This is a genomic window from Actinoplanes sp. NPDC020271 (genome assembly GCF_044388125.1).
Lineage (GTDB): Bacteria > Actinomycetota > Actinomycetes > Mycobacteriales > Micromonosporaceae > Actinoplanes.
The window spans coordinates 280,038-299,354 of record NZ_JBIRWQ010000005.1 but is presented as its reverse complement, the minus strand read 5'-3'; the positions used below and the strand labels follow the sequence as shown (position 1 = coordinate 299,354).

Below are 19,317 nucleotides of genomic sequence, written 5' to 3'. Positions count from 1 at the left end.
GGAGCTGGGGACGGCAGCTGCGGCGGAACCGGGGCCGGAGCGAGGGCTGGGGACGGCAGCTGCGGCGGAACCGTTGTCAGGGCGGGGCCGGGGACGGGTTCGTTGCTTTGAGCGGGACCACCCACGGAGGTCGCCCTTTCGGGTCTCGCGTTCTGGGCCGGCCACGGCCCTGCGAGGCCCGGAAGGGTCCCCGCGGGAGCGACGGTCCGGACCACGGCGGAGAGGGGACATGAAGCTCCTGAATTTGATCTTGAGGCATGATTGTCGGGACGACGGGGAGCACGGTTGAACCTGAACGAGGCGCGGGCGCTGGCGCTCGACCTGATGGCGCGGCACGGGCTGACGAAGTGGCGGCTGACCTTCGACGACGCGAAGACGCGGGCCGGGGTGTGCCGGGCCGGCGGCAAGGAGATCGGGTTGTCGCGGCCGTTGATCTCGCTGTACTCGCCCGAGCAGGTCACCGAGACGATTCTGCACGAGATCGCGCACGCGCTGGTCGGGCCGCGGCACGGGCATGACGCGGTGTGGCGGGCGACGGCGATGCGGATCGGGTGTTCCGGGCGGCGTTGTGTGCCGGAGGAGGCACCGCGCGTCGACGGGTCGTGGCACGGGATCTGCCGGGCCGGGCATCGGACGACGGCGCATCGGCAGCCGGTCCGGGTGAAGTCGTGCCGGGAGTGTTCGCCGCGGTTCGACCGGTCCGCGCTGTTCGCCTGGACTTATCGGGGGCATCCGGCGCCGGTGCATCCGGCCTATGCCGCCGAGCTCACCCGGATCCAGAGCCCGTCGGCGGTCACCGTGGCGCGGCCGAAGGTGGGCGACCAGGTGCGGCTGACCGGGGCCGGGAAGTACGGCGGGCTGACCGGGACGATCGTCAAGCAGGGCCGCACCCGGTTTCAGGTGAAGACCGCGAAGGGCCTGCTCAACGCCCCGTTCGGCATGGTCGAGCAGGCCCGGTAGAAAAGGAGCAGGCGCCCCTGGCGAACCAGGAGCGCCTGCTTACCGCGGCTGATCAGCTCACTTGGTGAGCGGGGCCAGCTTCGGGTCGTTGGCGTAGGCCTCGGCCGCGTTGGCCTTGGTCACGATGACCGGGTTGAGCAGGTAGGCCGGGACGACCTTGGCACCGTTGTTGTAGGACTTGGTGTCGTTCGTGGTCGGCTCGGCACCGGTCTGCAGCGACTGCACCATCTTGATCGTCTCGGCCACCAGGTTACGGGTGTCCTTGTTGATCGTGGAGTACTGCTCGCCTGCCATGATCGACTTGACCGACTCGACCTCGGAGTCCTGGCCGGTGACGACCGGGATCGGCTTGCCGGCGGCCTTCACCGAGGTGATGATCGCGCGGGCCAGGGTGTCGTTCGGGGAGAGCACGCCGTCCAGGGTCTTGCCGCTGGTGTAGGTGGAGTTCAGCAGCGAGTCCATGCGGCTCTGCGCGCCCTCGGCCTTCCAGCCCTGGATCGCGGTCTGCTTGACGTCCTTCTGGCCGGAGCCGACGATGACGTCACCCTTGTCGATGGCCGGCTTGAGCACGTCCATCGCGCCGTCGAAGAAGACCCCGGCGTTGTTGTCGTCCGGCGAGCCGGAGAACAGCTCGATGGTCCACGGACCGGTCGCCTTCTTGGCCTTCATGCCGTCCAGCAGGGCCTGACCCTGCAGCTGGCCGACCTTGAAGTTGTCGAACGCGATGTAGTAGTCGACGTTCGCGGTGTTCTTGATCAGGCGGTCGTACGCGATGACCTTGGCACCGGCCGCGTGGGCGGCGTCGACCTGGGTGGTCAGCTGCGCGGCGTCGGTCGCGCCGATGACGATGACCTTCGCGCCCTTGGTCACCATGGCGGTGATCTGCGCCTGCTGGTCGGCGACCGTGGTCGACGCGCCGGCGTACTGCACGTCGGACTGGAAGCCCGCGGTCTTCAGACCGTTGGTGAACAGGTCACCGGCGAGGACCCAGTTCTCCGAGGTCTTCGACGGCAGGGCCACGCCGATCAGCGCGTCCTTGGCGAAGCCCTTGGCGTCGCCGGAGCCGGAGCCGGAGCCGCTGTCGCCGCTGCCGCCGTCACGGTCGTTGGAGCAGCCGGTCAGGGCGAGCGCGACAGCCGCACCGACGGCCACGCTCTTGATCAGAAAGTTACGACGCATTTTAGTTTCAAACCCTTCTCAGGAGCGGGCCGCAGGCTGCTTCTCGAGCTTCGGTTCGGTTGACTCGCCGGCCGCCGCCTCATGCCCGGGGCGGAATACGCGCGTCAGGGAACCGATGATCGAGAAACGACCCTGCTTCTTGTTGTAAACATCCAGGGCGACGGCGCCGAGCAGGAACAGACCCTTGATGATCTGGACCATGTCGGAACCGGTGCCCGTCAACTGCAGACCGTTGTTGAGAACGGCCATCACCAGACCGCCGACGATGGAACCGCCGACCGTCCCCAGACCACCCGAGACCGCCGCGCCACCGATGAAGACCGCGGCGATCGCGTCGAGTTCCCAGCTGAGTCCGTCCTGCGGGCCGGAGGCCGCGGACCGGGCCACGAAGATCATGCCGGCCAGAGCAGCCAGGACGGACATGTTCATCATGACGAAGAAGTTCACCCGGCGAAGCTTCACGCCGGACAGCTCGGCGGCCCGGGAGTTGCCACCGACCGCGTAGATGTGCCGGCCACCAGCGGTGTTCCGGGTGTAGAAGGAGTACACGAGGACCAGGACGGCCAGGATGATGCCGGAGATCGGGAAGCTGGTGCCGACCCGGCCACCGGCGAACCGCAGCGTGACGAAGACGATCACGACGATCATCACGACCATACGGACGACCGCGATCCACAGCGGAGCGGGCTCGGCGCCCTCCATCTGGGTTCGCACCTTGCGGGCACGCAGCTCGCGCCAGACCACGGCGACGCAGGCCAGCAGCCCGAGCAGCAGCGTCAGGTTGTTGTACCCGGTGTCCGGCCCGACCTCGGGCAGGTAACCGGCGCCGATGTCACGGAAGCCCTGCGGCACCGGCACGGTGTCGGCGTTACCGATGTACTGGTTGCCGCCGCGGAACAGCAGCATGCCGGCGAGCGTGACGATGAAGGCGGGAATACCGACGTACGCCACCCAGAAGCCCTGCCATGCGCCGATCAGCGCGCCGACGACGAGGCCGAGCACGATGCCCAGCGGCCACGGCAGGTTGTGCTCGGTGACCGCCTTGGCGACCACGATGCCGACAAACGCGGCGACCGAGCCGACCGACAGGTCGATGTGGCCGGCCACGATCACCATCAGCATGCCGATGGAGAGCACGGAGATGTACGCGTACTGCTGGGTCAGGGCGATCAGGTTGCCCGGCTGCAGGGTGAGCCCACCAGTCTTGAACTGGAAGAACAGGATGATCGCCACCAGCGTGAAGATCATGCCGAACTGACGGGCGTTCGACGTCGTACCGCCGAAGAGGTTTTTCTGTAGTTCTTTTATCCGACTCATGACGTGGCCAGCTTCTTCGTGGAGGTCATCTGCTTCATGAGGGTTTCCGGGTCGGCGTCACGCCGCGAGATCTCGCCGGTGATCGTGCCCTCGAAGACCGTGTAGATGCGGTCGCAGAGCCCGATCAGCTCGGGCAACTCGGAGGAGATCACCACGACCCCGCGGCCCTCGGACGCGAGCTCCTGGATGATCCCGTAGATCTCGTACTTCGCGCCGACGTCGATGCCCCGCGTCGGCTCGTCGAGGATCAGCAGGTCCGGGTCGGTGAACATCCACTTGGCCAGGACGACCTTCTGCTGATTGCCGCCGGAGAGCTTGGTGACGCCCTCGTCGACGGTCGGCGTCTTGATCCGCAGGCTCTTGCGGTACGCCTCGGCCTCGCGGTACTCCGCGGCCTCGTCGAGCACCCCGTTGTGGGTGATCTTCGAAAGCTTGGCGGCGACGACGGAGGTCTTGATGTCGTCGAGCAGGTTCAGGCCGACGGCCTTGCGGTCCTCGCTGACGTACGCCAAGCCGTTCGCGATCGCGTCGGAGACCGTCTTGAGCTGGATCTCCTTGCCGTCCTTGAAGATCTGCCCGCTCTCGTAGACGCCGTAGGAGCGGCCGAACAGGCTCATCGCCAGCTCGGTGCGCCCGGCGCCCATCAGGCCGGCGAACCCGACGATCTCCCCGCGCCGCACGGTGAAGCTCGAGTTCTTGCAGACCAGACGGTCGGCGGAGATCGGGTGCCGGACGGTCCAGTTACGGACCTCGAAGAACACCTCGCCGATGTCCGGCGTGTGCTCCGGGAACCGGCTGCCCAGGTCACGGCCGACCATGCCACGCACGATCCGGTCCTCGTCGGCGCCCTCGCCCTTGACGTCGATGGTCTCGATCGTCCTGCCGTCCCGCAGGATCGTGATCGAGTCCGCGATCGCCTCGATCTCGTTCAGCTTGTGCGAGATCATGATCGAGGTGATGCCGCGCTTCTTGAAGCCGCGCAGCAGGTTGAGCAGGTGCTGCGAGTCGTTCTCGTTGAGCGCCGCGGTCGGCTCGTCGAGGATCAGCAGCTGCACGTCCTTCGCGAACGCCTTCGCGATCTCGACGAGCTGCTGCTTGCCCACCCCGATGTCCTTGATCAGGGTGTCGGGGTCGTCTTTCAGCCCGACCATGGCCATCAGTTCCAGGGCCTTGCTGTTCGCGGCCCTCCAGTCGATGCGACCGAAACGACGCGGTTCGTTGCCGAGGAAGATATTCTCGGTGATCGACATCCCGGGAACGAGCGCGAGCTCCTGGTGGATGATCACGATGCCGGCGTGCTCGCTGGCCCGGATGTCGGAGAACTTCGCCTCGGCGCCCCGGTAGACGATCGAGCCCTCGTACGTCCCGTGGGGGTAGACGCCGCTGAGCACCTTCATCAAGGTCGACTTGCCCGCGCCGTTCTCCCCGCAGATCGCGTGGATCTCTCCGTCACGAACCGTGAGGTTCACGTCGGACAACGCCTTGACGCCGGGGAAGGTCTTGGTGATAGACCTCATCTCCAGCAGTGGCGGAGCAGTGCTCATACCGCCTCCCAACAGGTCTTTTGCAGAGATCTTCGGATATGACGTCGGCGTTTCCAGACTGTAAATCTTATTTATTTACTAAGTCAACCGGGGGTGGCATCATGGTCGGCATCGATCAGGTAACGACCGGGAGGCGCGACACCGGTGCGGCGAACAGGTACGAATCTGCCCAAAGTCGGCCAGTACAACCAGGCTGTCGTCCTCGACCAGATACAGGTGGCCGACGGCATCAGCCGGGTGGAGATCGCTGAGCTGACCGGGCTCACCCCGCAGACGGTGTCCGGCATCGTCCGGCGGCTGATCACCGACGGCATCGTCCGGGAGGACGGCGCCACGGTCTCCAGCGGCGGCAAACCGCGCACCCTGCTGCGCGTCAACGCCGGTGCCCGGCTGGCGGTCGGGGTCCACTTCGACCCGGTCCAACTGTCCTGCGTGGTCGCCGACCTGCTCGGCCGGCCGATGGTCAAGCTGCAGCAACCGGTCCGGCCCGGGGCCTCCCCGGCCGAGATCACCAACGCGGTCGCCGGGCTGGTCGCCGACGTCCTGGCCACCGCCGGGGTCGACCGCAAACGGGTGCTCGGGCTCGGCCTGGCCACCCCCGGGCCGATCGACCAGACCCTCGGCGCGCTCGTCGGGCCGCCGCAACTGATGGGCTGGACCCGGGTCGGGCTCAAGGACATGCTGGTCGAGGCGACCGGGCTGCCGGTCACCCTGGACAACGACGCGACCGCCGCGGCGATCGGCGAATGCTGGGCCGGGGCCGGGCGCGGGGTCGCCGACTTCGCCTACTTCTTCTTCGGCGCCGGCGTCGGTGGCGGGCTCATCCTCGACAACCAGGTCTACCGGGGCGGCTCGATGAACGCCGCCGAGTTCGGCCACCAGTCGGTGCAGCCGGACGGGCCGGAGTGCTACTGCGGGAACCACGGCTGCCTGGAAAGCCTGATCAGCCCGAAAGCACTGGTCGCGGCGACCGGCCTGGAGACCTACGACGCCGTGCGGCAGGCCGCGGCCGACGGTCACCCGGCCGCCGTCGAAGCGGTTGACGTGGCCGCCTCCCACCTGGCCACCGCCGTCGTCAACGTCGCCAACATCCTCGACATCGACCTGGTCGTGCTCGGCGGCCACGGCCTGCGCCACCTCGAGACCCGCTTCCGCGACGCCACCGCCAAGGCCCTGGCCACCCGGCCACTGGCCAGAAGCATTCGCACGGTACGGGTGGAGGTCTCCCCGCTCGGCGCCGACGCGGCCGTGGTCGGAGCGGCGGCGCTGGTGCTGCACACGACGTACTCGCCCCAGGTCTCGGAACTGCTCTCCCTGTAGCCCACGGCCGTGGTTTGCTGGAGAGCATGGAGGCACTCGGCCCTCCCCCGGCTGCCCGGCCCGCCCACCGGATCGAGTTCCTCAGCGGCGACGCGATGCCGGACGCGGCCGCCGATCGGTTCGCGGCGGTCGTCGCCCGGGTCGCCCACGCGCCGACCGTGCTGATCCTGCTGGCCGACCGCGACCGGTTACGGCTGGTCGGGGCGTACGGGATCCCGGCCGCGTGGCCGTCGTACGGGACGACACCGGCCGGCTCGACCATGGCCGGGCTCGTCGTCAGCCGCAACGCGCCGGTGATCGCCGAGGACCTCGCCGCCGACCAGCGGGTGCCGCGCGGGGCGCCCGCGCTGGAGATCAGTGTCCGCGGATACGCCGGATATCCGATTCATGACCCCGACGGCAACGTCTTCGGGGTACTGGCCGTCATGGACTCCGCACCCCGCCACTGGACCGACGACGAACTGGCCGCGGTCGACGACGCGGCGCAGGCGTGCACCGCGTTCGTGGCCGAACGGTCCGCCCGCGAGGACGTCGACACCCAGCGCCGGTTCCTCGACGCGCTGCTGCAGAGCCTGCAGACCGGGGTTGCCGCGTGCGACGCCGACGGGCACATCGTGTTCGCCAACGAAGCCCTGCACCGGATCATCGGATCGGCTCCCCTGATGCGGCCGCTCGCCGAATGGTCACGGGCCAGCTACCTGGTCGACGAAGGTGGCCATCCGCTGCGGCGGGAACAGATTCCGCTGTTCCGGGCGCTGGCCGGGGTTCACGTGCGCGACGAGGAGCTGCTGATCCGGTCCACCGACGGGCGGATCCGGACCGTGACCACGGACGCGCAGCCGATCACCGGGGCGCAAGGGGACCGGGTGGGGGCGGTTTCCTGCGTACGGGACATCACCGACCAGCGGACGACCGAACGGTTCCATGACGTCGAGACGGCGGTGTCGGATGCGCTGGCACACGCCGAGAGCGTCCAGGAAGCGGGTCCACGGATTCTTCGCGCCGTCTGTGCCGGTTTCGGGTGGGCGTATGCGCAGCTCTGGCTCGTCGACCAGGCGACCGGTGCTCTGGATCTGGCCGCTTCCCTGGCCTGTTCCGGCGCCGCGCCGGCACCCCCGCCGGCCGCGGAGATCGCTGCGACCGCTTGCCGGACCGGGCAGGCCGTTCGAGTGAGCGAACCGGTCACCGGACTCGCCGTGCCGGCCCGCTCCGGTGACCGGACCCTCTCGGTGCTGACCTTCTTCGGCGACACGCTGGAGCCCGCCGACCCGCTGGTCGCATTCCTCAACGGGGTGGCCGCGCACGTCGCCGAATTCCTCGAACGGCGCCGCGCCGAAGAACTGACCGTGGCCCTCGCGCACAGCCGCGACGGATACCTGGCGCTGATCGACCACGAACTGCGCACGCCGCTGACGTCGATCTCGGCCTACATCGACCTGCTGCGCGACGCCGAGCCCGGTGCGGCCGCCGACGAACTGCCCGACATCCTCGACGTGCTCGGCCGCAACAGCGAAATCCTGCGGCACATCATCGAGAACCTGCTCGACCTGGCCGGCCTCGACAACGGTCACATCCCGATCGCCGACGAACCGGTCGACCTGGCCGCCACCGTGACCGCCGCCGCCCGGGCCGCTGAACCGCTCGCCGCCGTCGCCGGCGTCGCGCTCGACCTGGACGTGAAGCAGGGCACGACGGTACGTGGTGACGAGAGCCGCCTACGGCAGGTAGCCGGTCACCTGATCGCCAACGCGGTCGGTCACACACTCGGCGCCGGGCGGGTCGTCGTCTCGCTGACCCGGCCCGCGCCCGCGGTTGTCGAACTGACCGTCGCCGACGAAGGACTGGGCATTCCGGCGGCGGATCAGGATCGGGTGTTCGCGCGGTTCTACCGGTCGGCGCGCACGCGGGAGCATCGGCTGCCCGGGGTCGGACTCGGACTGACGATCAGCCGGGCCATCGTCGAACGTCATCGGGGGACGATCCGCTTCGAGCCGTGCCCGCCGCCGGGCACCCGCGTCACGGTCCGCCTCCCGGCCTCCGCCCCTTGACGCTGCCCGGCCCCGGGCGGCGCATCACGGCCGGACCGCCCCGCCCGGCCCCGGCGGCACACCTCTCGACGGTCAGCCGCCGACCAGGCCCCGCACGCAACTGACCAGGTCACGCGGGGTGAACGGCTTCGTGACGACCGCGGTCGCCCGGGCCCGCTCCGGCCGGTCGTCGCCCGGAGTCAGGCTCCCGCTCACGAAGATCACCGGAAGGTCCCTGGTCGCCGGATCCGCCCGGATCGCCAGGCACATGTCGACGCCGGACATCACCGGCATGTCGATGTCACTGACCACGGCGGCCGGCCCGTGCTCACGAACGGCCTCCAGAGCGACCGCCCCGTCCGCCGCCTCGACCACCGTGAAACCGGCGCGGCGCAGCACCCGGACCATGATCATGCGAATGTCGTCATGGTCCTCGGCGACCACCAGGAGTGTCATAGGTCCGTCTTCACGTCGTCACGGAGTCCAAGCGTGAGCGGCTGTGTTCTCAACCGGCCTCGGGGAGCACCCGTCGGCGCTCCCACCGATCAGCCTAAATCGTCAGTAACACCCACGAGGTATGTTCTCGCCTCCAGGGGATACTTCCGCTGACGTCCGCCACCGGCATTCCCACCACGCGTAAGACCTCTCCGCACCAGCCGACGCAGCCGCGTCCTGGAGCAGGTCCGGGACGACATCGAGGCCATCAAGTACGACGCCGCGGACGTGACCGGCTGACAGGGCCTGGTCGTCGCGGACACGGACGCCTTCGGGTACACCTACGCCACCGGCCCGGACGGCTACAACCGGCAGGGCGAGATGAAGTCGGAGGACACCATCTACGCCGACCTCGCGGCCACTCACACCGGCGACATGACCGACGCCGAGCGGGCCGAGTTCGCCAAGCTGAAGCCGGCCTGGGACGAGTTCTTCACCTGGGACACCGCGATCATGAAGTGGCTCTCGGCGGTGGCGGCGCTCAAGCGGCTCGCCGACCACGACCTGACCGTCCGGATCGGCCCGCAGCGCCGCGACGAACTCGGCGTGCTCGGTGACGCGGTCGACCGCACCGCCGAGCCGCTGCGCGAGACGGTCGCCGCGATCGCCGGGCACGCCGGGCACGCCGGGCACGCCGGGCACGCCGGGCACGCCGGGCACGCCGGGCACGCCGGTACGGTCTCCGCCGCCTCCGACGAGCTGTCCGAGGTGTCCACCCGGATCGCCGCGGCCAGCACCGAGGTCGACGCGCAGGCCACCGCGGTCGCCGACGCGGCGGGCCAGGTGTCCGGCAACGTCCGCACTCTGCGGGCCGGCAGCACGGCACCACGACCGCGGTCGCCGGCCAGGCCCGGCAGAACGCCGCGAACCTGGCTCGCACCAGCGGCGAACTCCGCGGGTTGGTCGCCGGCTTCACACGCTGAGGGGACCGCGCCCACCTCCTCGGCCTCTCTTCCCCCTGACCCCTCACCGCCCGGCGGGGTGCGGGGATGGCGCAGAATCGGCAGGTGACGTTTCGTGGGTGGCCGGTGGAGGCGCTGGAGTTCTACGAGGGGCTCAGCGCCGACAACTCGAAGACGTACTGGACGAGGCATCTGGCGTTCTACGAGGACCAGGTGCGCGGGCCGATGCTGGAGCTGCTTGCCGCGTTGGAGCCGGAGTTCGGGCCGGGCAAGGTCTTCCGGCCGTACCGGGATGTGCGGTTCAGCAAGGACAAGACGCCGTACAAGACGCATCTGGGGGCGTGGCTGGAGGGCGGCGGCTACCTCCAGCTGTCCGCGGACGGGCTGGCCGCCGGCTCCGGCTACTACCAGATGGATTCCGGTCAGCTGAACCGCTTCCGGGAGGCGGTGGCGAACGACGCCAGCGGCACGGTGCTGACCGGCATCATCGCCGAGACCAGCAAGGCCGGCATCCAGGTGGCCGGGCGGGGCACGCTGAAGACGGCGCCGCGCGGCTACCCGAAGGATCATCCGCGGATCGAGTTGCTCCGGCACAAGGGTCTGATCACCTGGAAGGAGTGGCCGCCGGCGGCCTGGCTGGGGACGGCGGCGGCGAAGACGCGCGTGGTCGAGTTCCTGCGCAAGAGTCTGCCGCTGCGGCACTGGCTGGACGACCACGTCGGGCCGCCGCTCGCCTCGTCATGAGCGTTTCAGGTCAGCCGGTGTCCGCAATTCGGGGCAGAGTGGCCGTATGAGTCTTGAGATCGCTCGCGAGGTCCAGTTCACGTTCGACGCCAACGATCCCGGCGCCCTGGCCACGTTCTGGGCGGAGGCGCTCGGCTATCAGGTCCAGCCGCCGCCGGCCGGGTTCGACTCGTGGGAGCAGGCGCTGACCGCGTGGGGTGTGCCGCCCGAGCGCCACAACAGCGCGTCGGCGGTGGTCGACCCGAAGGGCGCCGGGCCGCGGCTCTTCTTCCAGCAGGTGCCGGAGGGCAAGAGCGGCAAGAACCGGGTGCATCTGGACGTGCGGGCCGCGCCCGGGCTCAGCGGCGACGAGCGGATGGCGGCGCTGGAGGCCGAGGCCGCGCGCCTGGTGACGTTCGGCGCGACCCGGCTGGAGCGGCACGAACCGGTGCCCCCGAACGCCGGCCATCTCATCATGGCCGACCCCGAGGGCAACGAGTTCTGCCTGGACTGACGTTATTCGTTCTCCTGAATCGCCTCGGCGATCCGCTTGATGCGCCGCAGCCTGGCGTCCCACGCCGCACCGACGGCGGAGAGCTGGGCGACCGCGCGCGCGAGCTGCGCGTCGTCGACGTGGTAGCGCCGTTCGCGGCCCGCCGGGGCGCCTCGCACCAGCCCGACCCGATCCAGAACGGTCAGGTGCTTGGCCACCGCCTGCCGCGTGACGGTCATCTGCTGGCTGAGCGTGGTGGCGGTGCCGCCACCCTCGGCGAGCAGCAGGTCCAGCATCCGCCGCCGGCTCGGGTCCCCGATCGCCGACCAGAGATCGTCGTCGACCGCGCTGGTCACGGCTGGACCTGAAGCGTGGCCACGTAGGGCGCGAGCCGCGGCAGGAAGTGCTCCCACCCGGACACGTGGTCGTTGTAGCGCTCCTCGATGACGGCCTGCGACCATCCCTGCTCCCGGAAACCGGTCTCGGTCATCCGCAGCAGCGTCCCCGCCCCGGACGCCGCCAGCTCGAACGTGACGAGCAGCGAGTTCCCGCTGGTCGCGGCGGCGCCGACCGGGTGCGTCCAGCGGAACGAGAACGTCCGCGGCGGCTGCGCCTCGACGACGGTGAACTGCTCGACGTTGCCACCCTCGTGGCAGTCGCCGAAGGTGATCGTGCCGCTCGCGCCGGGCACGGCCTGGTAGTCGGCGTCGTCGGGCCACCAGCCCTTGAGGTGTTCCGGGCTGCTGACCACCTCGAACACGATTTCCGGGGTGGCGTCGACGTAGATCTCGCGTTCGATCGTTCCGAGTTCCATGACATCCTCCTGCAACCGTTGGTTGCACCTCACCGTACTCGCGGCGTCCATCACGTGCAACCATTGGTTGCTTTCCCGGAATGCGGACGTCTTCCCCGGCGCAACTAACGCCTCGAGAAAAGAACTACCAGCTCAACGCCACGATCACCGCCCGCTCCGGTGGCGCATTGGACGACGTCTTCCCCTTTTCCTATGAAGTTAATAGGTTACGAGCCGTGGAGGAGATGACACCGCAGCTCACCGAGGCGCGCCGCCGCCGGGCCGACCGGGCCCGGCAGGTCGCCGACGTGCTGCGTCATCAGGTGCTGGCCGGGGCGTTCGGCACCGGCGCTCTGCCCGGCGAGTCGCTGCTCTGCCACGATCACGCCGCCACCCGCAACACCGTCCGCGAGGCGCTGGGCCTGCTCGCCGCCGAGGGCCTGATCGAGCGCCTGCCCGGGGTCGGCACGCTGGTCGTCTCGGCGAAGTACGGGCACGGGCTGACCCGGCTCGCCGGGCTCGCCGAGACGCTGCGGGAGCACGGCGAGATCACCAACGAGGTACGCACCCTCACCGTCATCCGCCCACCCGCCGTCGTCGCCGAGCGCCTGCGCGTCCCCGACGGCGAGCAGGTCGTCTACCTGGAACGGGTGCGCAGCCTCGGCGGCGTCCCGGTCTCGCTCGACCTCACCTACCTCCCGCAGGACATCGGGGTCCCGCTGCTCCACGAGGATCTCGCCCACCGCGACGTGTTCGTGCTGATCGAGGAGCTGACCGGCCAGAGTCTGGGCCACGCCGACGTCAGCGTCGAGGCGATCAACGCCGATCCGCACAGCGCCGCCCTGCTGAACGTCGCCGACCGGTCGGCACTGCTCATGGTCGAGCGCGTGACGCATCTGGCCGACGGCCGCCCGGTCGACCTGGAGTGGGTGCGGTTCCGCGGCGACCGGCTCACGCTCCAGACCCAGCTGTCCCGCCGGGCGGCTCCGGTTCCGGTGCACCGCGCCGGCTGACGCACCACCGTCACCCACACCATCAGGATCAAGAGCTGCTTTCCGCCGTACGCCGGATAAATGCTGTTTTAAGGAGAAGAAATGGCGCTGGTGAATCAGCGGGTGGATGTCCCCGTCACCATCGACGAAAGCCTCTGCATCGACGAGTGCACCCTGTGCGTCGACATGTGCCCGCTGGACTCCCTGGCCATCGATCCGGAGTCCAGCAAGGCCTACATGCACGTGGACGAGTGCTGGTACTGCGGCCCGTGCGCGGCCCGCTGCCCCACCGGCGCCGTCACCGTGAACATGCCGGTGCTGATCAAATGAGGACCCGCGTCGCCGCGCTGCTGGCGCTGACCACCGCGCTGGCCGGGTGCACCGTCGCCGGGAACGCGGCTGAGGACGGCACCGAGAAGGTGGTCGTCGGCTACCAGTCCAAGACGATCAACACGGTCACCGCCGGGACGCTGCTGCGCGCCCAGGGCTTCCTGGAGAAACGGCTCGGCAAGAAGTACTCGGTGGTCTGGCAGGACTACGACACCGGCGCGCCGATCACCGCGCAGATGATGGCCGGCAAGATCGACATCGGCTCGATGGGCGACTACCCGCTGCTGATCAACGGCGCGCGCGGCCAGCAGTCCGAGCAGACCCGCACGAAGATGATCGCGGTCACCGGCTACAACCTGCGTGGCGCCCTGAACACCGTGGTCGTCGCCCCGGACTCGCCGATCCGGCAGCTCGCCGACCTGCGCGGCAAAGTGGTATCGACCAGTGTCGGCTCGGCCGCGCACGGGCTGCTGGTGCAGGCGCTGCGCAAGGCCGGCGTCGACCCGGAGAAGGACGTCAAGGTCGAGAACCAGCAGCCCCCGGTCGGTGCGTCGGCGCTGCAGTCCGGCAACGTCGCGGCGCTGTCCCAGTTCGTCGCCTGGCCCGGCCTGCTGGTCCAGCGCGGCGACGCGCGGGTGCTCTACGACGGCGGCGAGCTGAACGTCCCGACGCTGCACGGCACCGTGGTCCGCCAGCAGTACGCCACCGACCACCCCGACGTGGTGAAGGCGTTCCTGCAGGCCCAACTGGACGCGACCGGCTTCCTGTGGAAGCAGCCGCTGAAGGCCGCGGAGATCGTCGCCGAGCAGACCGGCCTGCCGGCCGAGGTGGTCTACCTCTACAACGGCGCGAACGGCATCGCCACGTTCGCGATGCCGCTGAAGGCCGAGCTGACCCAGGCGATGCGCAACGACGTGCCGTTCCTCAAATCGATCGGCGTGCTGCAGGGCATCGACCTGGACGCGTTCATCGACGACTCGTACCTGTCGGGCGTCCCGGGCAGCGACGCCGCGAACGGCGCGGTCCTGACCGGGACCGATCCGGTCTGCAACAAGCCCGTGGGCAAGGACGCGGGCGAGTTGTGGTTCACCGGCGAGGAGACGACCCAGCCCACAGCCGACGCGACGTGCCTGCTCAAAGCGGTGAAGGCGACGGGTAGGAAGGTCCGCGCGGCGTACGTCCCGGACACGGGCACCGGCACCCGCTGGTTCGCCGACAAGAGCTTCTGGGTCCACGACGGTGACCGTTTCCTGCCGTTCATCACGCGGGCCGCCGCTGAGCAGCACGGCCCGGTCCTCACGTACCAGCAGGCGGTGGCGGCCGCATGACGACGCTCATCGCCGTCCGGGCCGGCGACGTCACGACGGCCTCCCGCGCGCGGCGAAGGCCCCGCTGGCTGCTCCGCGCCGGCTCGCTGATCGCGGCGCTGCTGCTCTGGCAGTGGCTCACCGCCGCCGACGTCACGCTCTGGCTGCGCTTCGACCGGCTGCCGACGCCGATCGAGGTGGCCGACCAGTTCGGGCGCCTGCTGCGCGACCCCGTCTACTACCTCGACATCGCTCAGAGCCTGGTCCGGATCCTGACCGGTTTCGCCCTGGCCGCGGTGCTGGGCATCGCGGCCGGGATCGCGGTCGCCCGGTCCTGGCTGCTCGCCGACCTCCTGCAGCCGCTGTTCGAGGTGGTCCGCCCGATCCCGGCGATCGCCCTGGTCCCGGTCGCGATCCTGGTCTTCCCGCAGAACGAGCAGGGCATCGTCTTCATCACCTGCACCGCCGCGTTCTTCCCGATCCTGGTCAGCACCCGGCACGCGGTCCGCGCGCTGCCGACCGTCTGGGAGGACGCGGTCCGGACGATGGGCGGCAGCCGATGGCGGATCCTGTTCAGCGTCGTGCTGCCCGGCGCGCTGCCCGGCATCTCCGGTGGACTGTCGGTCGGCATGGGCGTCTCGTGGATCTGCGTGATCTCGGCCGAGATGATCTCCGGCGACTTCGGCGTCGGGTACCGCACCTGGCACGCGTACACGATCGTCGACTATCCCGCGGTCATCGTCGGCATGATCACGATCGGTCTCCTCGGCTGGGCGACGGCCGGCGCGGTGGAGCTGGCCGGTCGCCGGGTCACCCGCTGGCTGCCCTCCCGTATCTCTCGTCCGGGGGTGGCGACATGAGCGGTCTGGCGCTGCGCGCCGACCGGGTGAGCCTCGGCCACGGCGCCGGGCCCGTCGTCCGAGAACTCGATTTCGACATACGCCCGGGTGAGGTCCTCGCCGTGCTCGGCGCCTCCGGATGCGGCAAGTCCACCCTGCTCCGCAGCCTGGCCGGCCTGCTGCCGGTGGTCGACGGCCGGCTGCTCGCCGACGGGGAGCCGGTCACCGGCCCGTCCCCCGACCGCGCGCTGATGTTCCAGGACGACGCACTGCTCCCGTGGCGCACGGTGCGCCGCAACGTCGAACTGCCACTCGCCATCCGCGACCTGAGTCGCGCCGACCGCCGGGAGCGCGCCGAGCACTGGCTCGACCGGGTCGGCCTCACCCACCACGCCGACCGGCTGCCGGCGCAGCTCTCCGGTGGCATGCGCCAGCGCGTCCAACTGGCCCGCACCCTGGTCGGCGAGCCACGCGCGGTGCTGATGGACGAACCGTTCGGTGCGCTCGACGCGCAGACCCGGGGCGCGATGCAACGACTGCTGGCCGACGTGCTGAGCAGCACCGCGGCCACCGTCGTGTTCGTGACCCACGACGTGGACGAGGCGCTGTTCGTCGCCGACCGGGTCGCCGTGCTGGAACCGGACGGGATCCGCACGCTGGTCGGCGTGCCCGAGCCGCGGGACCCGGCGACGCGTGGGACGCCGCTGGTCCGCGCCGCTCGCACAGAACTTCTCGGGGCGCTGGGCGCTTCCGACACGTACGCCAGGAGTGTGTCTTGATGAATCCCTCGCCGACCTCCTTCCCCGGCCGCAACGTGGAGTGCGATGTCCTCGTGATCGGGGGCGGCACCGCCGGGACGATGGCCGCGCTCTCCGCCGCCGAGCACGGCGCGCGGGTCCTGCTGCTGGAGAAAGCGCACGTGCGGCACTCGGGTGCGCTCGCGATGGGCATGGACGGCGTGAACAACGCGGTCATCCCGGGCAAGGCGACGCCCGAGGATTACGTCCGGGAGATCACCCGGGCCAACGACGGCATCGTCAACCAGCGCACGGTCCACCAGACCGCGACGCGCGGGCACGCCATGGTGCAACGGCTCGAACGCTACGGCGTCAAGTTCGAGAAGGACGAATACGGCGAGTACGCGGTCCGTCAGGTGCACCGCTCCGGGCGCTACGTGCTGCCGATGCCCGAGGGCCGCGACGTGAAGAAGGTGCTCTACCGGCAGCTACGGCGCCGCGAGATGCGGGAGAAGATCCAGATCGAGAACCGGATCATGCCCGTACGCGTTCTCACCCGCGACGGCCGGGCAGTCGGCGCGGCCGGTTTCGACACCCGCGGCGGCGACTTCGTGACCGTCGCCGCCGGCGCGGTGATCCTGGCGACCGGCGCGTGTGGACGGCTCGGGTTGCCGACGAGCGGCTACCTCTACGGCACCTACGAGAACCCGACGAACGCCGGGGACGGGTATGCGATGGCGTACCACGCGGGCGCGGAACTCTCCGGCATCGAGTGCTTCCAGATCAACCCTCTGATCAAGGACTACAACGGGCCGGCCTGTGCGTACGTCGCCAATCCGTTCGGCGGTTATCAGGTCAACAACCGGGGCGAACGGTTCGTGGACTGCGATTACTGGTCCGGGCAGATGATGGCCGAGGTCGCGCGGGAACTGGACTCCGACCGCGGGCCGATCTACCTCAAACTCAGCCACCTGCCGGACGAGACGATCAGCGCCGTCGAAGGGATTCTGCACACGACCGAGCGGCCGTCGCGGGGGACGTTCCACGCCGGGCGCGGGCATGACTACCGGACCCACGACGTCGAGATGCACATCTCCGAGATCGGGTTGTGCGGCGGGCACTCGGCGTCCGGGGTGTGGGTGGACGACAACGGCCGGACGACGGTGCCGGGGTTGTATGCGGCCGGGGATCTGGCGTGCGTGCCGCACAACTACATGATCGGCGCGTTCGTCTTCGGCGACCTGGCCGGGACGCACGCCGCCGGGCTGGCCTCCGGGTCCGCCGGCGAGCCCGGCCGCTCTCTCGCCGCACTGCCGCAGGACCAGATCGAGGCGGCGCGGGAGCTCATCTACCGGCCGCTGAGCACGCCCGACGGGCCACCGCAACAGCAGGTCGAGTACAAGCTGCGGCGCTTCGTCAACGACTACGTCGCCCCACCGAAATCCGCGGCCAAGCTGGAGATCGCGGTGGAAACCTTCCAACGGATGAGCAAGGAGATCAGCGGCATGGGCGCGCGGACCCCGCACGAGCTGATGCGCTGCGTCGAGGTCAGCTTCATCCGGGACTGCGCGGAGATGGCCGCCCGCGCCTCACTCGTGCGCACCGAGAGCCGCTGGGGGCTGTACCACCAGCGGGCCGACCACCCGGAACGCAACGACGAGGAGTGGCTCTACCACCTCAACCTGCGGCGCGGCCCGGACGGCGAGATGCAGTTCCTCAAGCGGCCGGTCGACGAGTACCTGTTCCCGGTCGACGGTTTCCGGCCGGCGGGCGGGCGCGAGGCGGTCCCGGCGCCGGAGGTCCGGCGGTTCGGCGTCACTGCGAGAACCCCGGATTCCGTACGTACGAAGGAAAGCTCCACCGCCCCGGCTGCGAACCGTATCGTCGCCGTGCTCGCGCTCGCCGAAGCCCCGTCACCACTCACCGCGTTCGCCCCGTTCCTCGACGACCCCGACCCGGGTGTCCGCCGCACCGCCGTGACCACCCTGACCGAAGCGGCGCCCGTGGGCGCGGCCGACGCGCTGGTGACTGCCCTGGCTGATCCGGATCGGTCAGTACGCTCGGCGGCCGGGGCCGGGCTGCGGGAGTTGGCCGACGTGCTGCCCGGCTCCGAGGAACTGGCGCAGCGGCTGCGCACGGCCTACGGCAGCAGCGATCCGGGCGTCCGCGACGTCGTGGTCGAGTTGCTCCGGGTGATCGACCGGGGCACCGCCGCCGACTTCCGCGCCGCCGCCGAGGACGTCGACGTGACGGTCCGCCTGCAGGCCGTCCGCGGCCTGATCCGCCGCGACGACGTGCCCGGCCTGGCCGCCGCCGCCCTCGACCCGGCCCGCGAGGTCCGCGTAGCCGCAGCCCACGGCCTCGGCACCCGCCCGTCCCCCCACGAGTCCACTCCCGCGTTTCATGCCCTCGCCGCGAAGCGGGAGCAACGAGCCGCGGCGCTGGAAAGGCTGGCCGGTGACGAGGACGTTCTCGTGCGAGCGGCGGCCCTGACCGCCGCCGCCTCGATCGGGTCCCCGGGCTCACTGCCGTCGCTGGCGATCGCCCAACTCCACGACCCCGCCTGGCAGGTCCGCGAGGGAGCGGCGAAGGCCTTGGGAGCCGCCCGGCCGGAACTCGCCGTGCCGCTTCTGCTGACCTCGGCCAAGGACACCAACCTGGACGTCCGCCGAGCCGCGGTCCGTTCCCTGTCCACCTGGCCGGGCCGCGACGACGTCCGATCCGCCCTGCTCGAAGCGGAAACCGACGTCGACGCCGACGTCCGCGCCTGGGCCCGCCGCGCACTCACGTAGCCACCCCGCGGCACGTCCGCCCGGGGTCACTCTCCACCGCGCGACCCACGCTTACCGGCCGGCGCCCACCGTGGTCATTCATGCCCGATTACCACGGTGCGAGCCGGCCGGGAGAGCGCGCGACTAGGTCAGCAGGGTGACGCTGTAGTTCAGGGTGGTGCCGCTCGCCGTGTACGTCGCGGTCTGCCCGTTGTTGCAGAACGACACGAACACGTTGCCGGCGACGGTGTTGCCGGCCTGGGCGTGCACCAGCGGCCGCACGTCGGAACCCTCGGCGATCGGCGTCGAGTTCAGGTCGACCACCCGGTACTGGTTGATCGGGTAGTCGTCGGTGGGCGCGGACAGCTCACCCGTGCGCGTGGTGACCTGGTAGTTGATCACGAACCCGCCGTTGTTCACGACCGAGATCTTCTGGACGCAGGGCGTCGCGGCCTCGGCGGGCGAGGTGGCGAACAGGGTCAGCCCGGCGGCTCCGGCCAGTGCGACAGCGGCGTGCAGGGTTCGGGATGCCATGAAAAATCCTCCTTTGTGGTGGGTGACGACCATCGCGGACTCATTGACCGCATA

At 69.9% G+C, this 19,317-nt stretch carries 19 protein-coding genes; 12 read left to right on the top strand and 7 right to left on the bottom strand.

Annotation, left to right across the window (positions count from 1 at the left end):
* The first annotated feature begins 285 nt into the window (after positions 1-285).
* Entirely contained in the window at positions 286-960 is a 675-nt protein-coding gene (locus ACH442_RS14145) for a SprT-like domain-containing protein (RefSeq protein WP_396338381.1), read from the top strand.
* A gap of 57 nt (positions 961-1,017) precedes the next feature.
* On the opposite strand, the gene ACH442_RS14140 is transcribed toward ACH442_RS14145, so the two are convergent.
* The 3 genes from ACH442_RS14140 to mmsA are packed head-to-tail and all read right to left on the bottom strand — an operon-like array spanning position 1,018 to position 5,000.
* Positions 1,018-2,139 (bottom strand): substrate-binding domain-containing protein, encoded by a 1,122-nt coding sequence (locus ACH442_RS14140; protein ID WP_396338380.1) that lies wholly within the window; start codon positions 2,137-2,139, stop codon positions 1,018-1,020.
* An 18-nt stretch (positions 2,140-2,157) separates the two neighbouring features.
* Positions 2,158-3,456: a multiple monosaccharide ABC transporter permease gene (gene mmsB / locus ACH442_RS14135; RefSeq protein WP_396338379.1), complete on the bottom strand. Its 1,299-nt coding sequence runs from the start codon at positions 3,454-3,456 to the stop codon at positions 2,158-2,160.
* On the bottom strand, positions 3,453-5,000 hold the full coding sequence (gene mmsA / locus ACH442_RS14130) for a multiple monosaccharide ABC transporter ATP-binding protein (RefSeq protein ID WP_396338378.1): 1,548 nt from the start codon (positions 4,998-5,000) through the stop codon (positions 3,453-3,455). The genes mmsB and mmsA overlap by 4 nt, the downstream gene beginning before the upstream one ends.
* A gap of 144 nt (positions 5,001-5,144) precedes the next feature.
* Between mmsA and ACH442_RS14125 the strand changes: the two genes are divergently transcribed.
* Complete coding sequence (locus ACH442_RS14125; protein ID WP_396338377.1) at positions 5,145-6,320, top strand: ROK family transcriptional regulator; 1,176 nt, start codon at positions 5,145-5,147, stop codon at positions 6,318-6,320.
* Positions 6,321-6,346: 26 nt separating this feature from the next.
* Entirely contained in the window at positions 6,347-8,368 is a 2,022-nt protein-coding gene (locus tag ACH442_RS14120) for an ATP-binding protein (RefSeq protein ID WP_396338376.1), read from the top strand.
* A gap of 72 nt (positions 8,369-8,440) precedes the next feature.
* Here ACH442_RS14120 and ACH442_RS14115 read toward each other — a convergent pair whose 3' ends face one another.
* Positions 8,441-8,803 carry a response regulator gene (locus ACH442_RS14115; RefSeq protein ID WP_396338375.1) on the bottom strand — a complete coding sequence of 121 codons (363 nt, stop codon included), beginning with the start codon at positions 8,801-8,803 and terminating at the stop codon, positions 8,441-8,443.
* Positions 8,804-9,163: 360 nt separating this feature from the next.
* Here ACH442_RS14115 and ACH442_RS14110 point away from each other — a divergent pair, with 360 nt between their 5' ends.
* The 3 genes from ACH442_RS14110 to ACH442_RS14100 are packed head-to-tail and all read left to right on the top strand — an operon-like array spanning position 9,164 to position 10,981.
* Positions 9,164-9,853, top strand: coding sequence for a HAMP domain-containing protein (locus ACH442_RS14110; protein ID WP_396338374.1), 690 nt, complete (start codon positions 9,164-9,166; stop codon positions 9,851-9,853).
* Positions 9,850-10,488 (top strand): DUF2461 domain-containing protein, encoded by a 639-nt coding sequence (locus ACH442_RS14105; RefSeq protein WP_396338373.1) that lies wholly within the window; start codon positions 9,850-9,852, stop codon positions 10,486-10,488. The genes ACH442_RS14110 and ACH442_RS14105 overlap by 4 nt, the downstream gene beginning before the upstream one ends.
* Positions 10,489-10,534: 46 nt before the next feature.
* The gene (locus tag ACH442_RS14100) at positions 10,535-10,981 is read left to right on the top strand and encodes a VOC family protein (RefSeq protein WP_396338372.1); all 447 of its coding nucleotides are present in this window, start codon (positions 10,535-10,537) and stop codon (positions 10,979-10,981) included.
* 2 nt (positions 10,982-10,983) lie between these two features.
* On the opposite strand, the gene ACH442_RS14095 is transcribed toward ACH442_RS14100, so the two are convergent.
* Entirely contained in the window at positions 10,984-11,316 is a 333-nt protein-coding gene (locus ACH442_RS14095) for an ArsR/SmtB family transcription factor (RefSeq protein WP_396338371.1), read from the bottom strand.
* Positions 11,313-11,774 (bottom strand): SRPBCC family protein, encoded by a 462-nt coding sequence (locus ACH442_RS14090; RefSeq protein ID WP_396338370.1) that lies wholly within the window; start codon positions 11,772-11,774, stop codon positions 11,313-11,315. The genes ACH442_RS14095 and ACH442_RS14090 overlap by 4 nt, the downstream gene beginning before the upstream one ends.
* An 80-nt stretch (positions 11,775-11,854) precedes the next feature.
* On the opposite strand from ACH442_RS14090, the gene ACH442_RS14085 reads away from it, so the two are divergent.
* The 6 genes from ACH442_RS14085 (at position 11,855) to ACH442_RS14060 (ending at position 18,750) form a co-directional block, all read left to right on the top strand.
* A complete protein-coding gene (locus ACH442_RS14085) occupies positions 11,855-12,766 on the top strand; it encodes a GntR family transcriptional regulator (RefSeq protein WP_396338369.1) in 912 nt (303 codons plus the stop codon).
* 81 nt (positions 12,767-12,847) lie between these two features.
* Positions 12,848-13,075, top strand: a complete 228-nt coding sequence (locus ACH442_RS14080) for a ferredoxin family protein (RefSeq protein ID WP_396338368.1) — start codon at positions 12,848-12,850, stop codon at positions 13,073-13,075.
* Positions 13,072-14,403 carry an ABC transporter substrate-binding protein gene (locus tag ACH442_RS14075; RefSeq protein WP_396338367.1) on the top strand — a complete coding sequence of 444 codons (1,332 nt, stop codon included), beginning with the start codon at positions 13,072-13,074 and terminating at the stop codon, positions 14,401-14,403. Before ACH442_RS14080 ends, ACH442_RS14075 begins: the two co-directional genes overlap by 4 nt.
* The gene (locus tag ACH442_RS14070; protein ID WP_396338366.1) at positions 14,400-15,242 is read left to right on the top strand and encodes an ABC transporter permease; all 843 of its coding nucleotides are present in this window, start codon (positions 14,400-14,402) and stop codon (positions 15,240-15,242) included. Before ACH442_RS14075 ends, ACH442_RS14070 begins: the two co-directional genes overlap by 4 nt.
* Positions 15,239-16,000 carry an ABC transporter ATP-binding protein gene (locus ACH442_RS14065; protein ID WP_396338365.1) on the top strand — a complete coding sequence of 254 codons (762 nt, stop codon included), beginning with the start codon at positions 15,239-15,241 and terminating at the stop codon, positions 15,998-16,000. The genes ACH442_RS14070 and ACH442_RS14065 overlap by 4 nt, the downstream gene beginning before the upstream one ends.
* On the top strand, positions 16,000-18,750 hold the full coding sequence (locus ACH442_RS14060) for a fumarate reductase/succinate dehydrogenase flavoprotein subunit (protein ID WP_396338364.1): 2,751 nt from the start codon (positions 16,000-16,002) through the stop codon (positions 18,748-18,750). Before ACH442_RS14065 ends, ACH442_RS14060 begins: the two co-directional genes overlap by 1 nt.
* Before the next feature lie 123 nt (positions 18,751-18,873).
* Here the strand turns inward: ACH442_RS14060 and ACH442_RS14055 are convergent, their stop codons facing one another.
* Positions 18,874-19,263, bottom strand: coding sequence for a hypothetical protein (locus ACH442_RS14055; protein ID WP_396338363.1), 390 nt, complete (start codon positions 19,261-19,263; stop codon positions 18,874-18,876).
* Positions 19,264-19,317: the final 54 nt, after the last annotated feature.

Coding starts and splice junctions, on each gene's coding strand:
- ACH442_RS14060 (WP_396338364.1), top strand. CDS start 16,000: ATGAATCCCTCGCCGACCTCCTTCCCCGGCCGCAACGTGGAGTGCGAT.
- ACH442_RS14100 (WP_396338372.1), top strand. CDS start 10,535: ATGAGTCTTGAGATCGCTCGCGAGGTCCAGTTCACGTTCGACGCCAAC.
- ACH442_RS14070 (WP_396338366.1), top strand. CDS start 14,400: ATGACGACGCTCATCGCCGTCCGGGCCGGCGACGTCACGACGGCCTCC.
- ACH442_RS14055 (WP_396338363.1), bottom strand. CDS start 19,263: ATGGCATCCCGAACCCTGCACGCCGCTGTCGCACTGGCCGGAGCCGCC.
- ACH442_RS14140 (WP_396338380.1), bottom strand. CDS start 2,139: ATGCGTCGTAACTTTCTGATCAAGAGCGTGGCCGTCGGTGCGGCTGTC.
- ACH442_RS14110 (WP_396338374.1), top strand. CDS start 9,164: ATGAAGTCGGAGGACACCATCTACGCCGACCTCGCGGCCACTCACACC.
- ACH442_RS14090 (WP_396338370.1), bottom strand. CDS start 11,774: ATGGAACTCGGAACGATCGAACGCGAGATCTACGTCGACGCCACCCCG.
- ACH442_RS14075 (WP_396338367.1), top strand. CDS start 13,072: ATGAGGACCCGCGTCGCCGCGCTGCTGGCGCTGACCACCGCGCTGGCC.
- ACH442_RS14085 (WP_396338369.1), top strand. CDS start 11,855: ATGCGGACGTCTTCCCCGGCGCAACTAACGCCTCGAGAAAAGAACTAC.
- mmsA (WP_396338378.1), bottom strand. CDS start 5,000: ATGAGCACTGCTCCGCCACTGCTGGAGATGAGGTCTATCACCAAGACC.
- mmsB (WP_396338379.1), bottom strand. CDS start 3,456: ATGAGTCGGATAAAAGAACTACAGAAAAACCTCTTCGGCGGTACGACG.
- ACH442_RS14115 (WP_396338375.1), bottom strand. CDS start 8,803: ATGACACTCCTGGTGGTCGCCGAGGACCATGACGACATTCGCATGATC.
- ACH442_RS14120 (WP_396338376.1), top strand. CDS start 6,347: ATGGAGGCACTCGGCCCTCCCCCGGCTGCCCGGCCCGCCCACCGGATC.
- ACH442_RS14065 (WP_396338365.1), top strand. CDS start 15,239: ATGAGCGGTCTGGCGCTGCGCGCCGACCGGGTGAGCCTCGGCCACGGC.
- ACH442_RS14080 (WP_396338368.1), top strand. CDS start 12,848: ATGGCGCTGGTGAATCAGCGGGTGGATGTCCCCGTCACCATCGACGAA.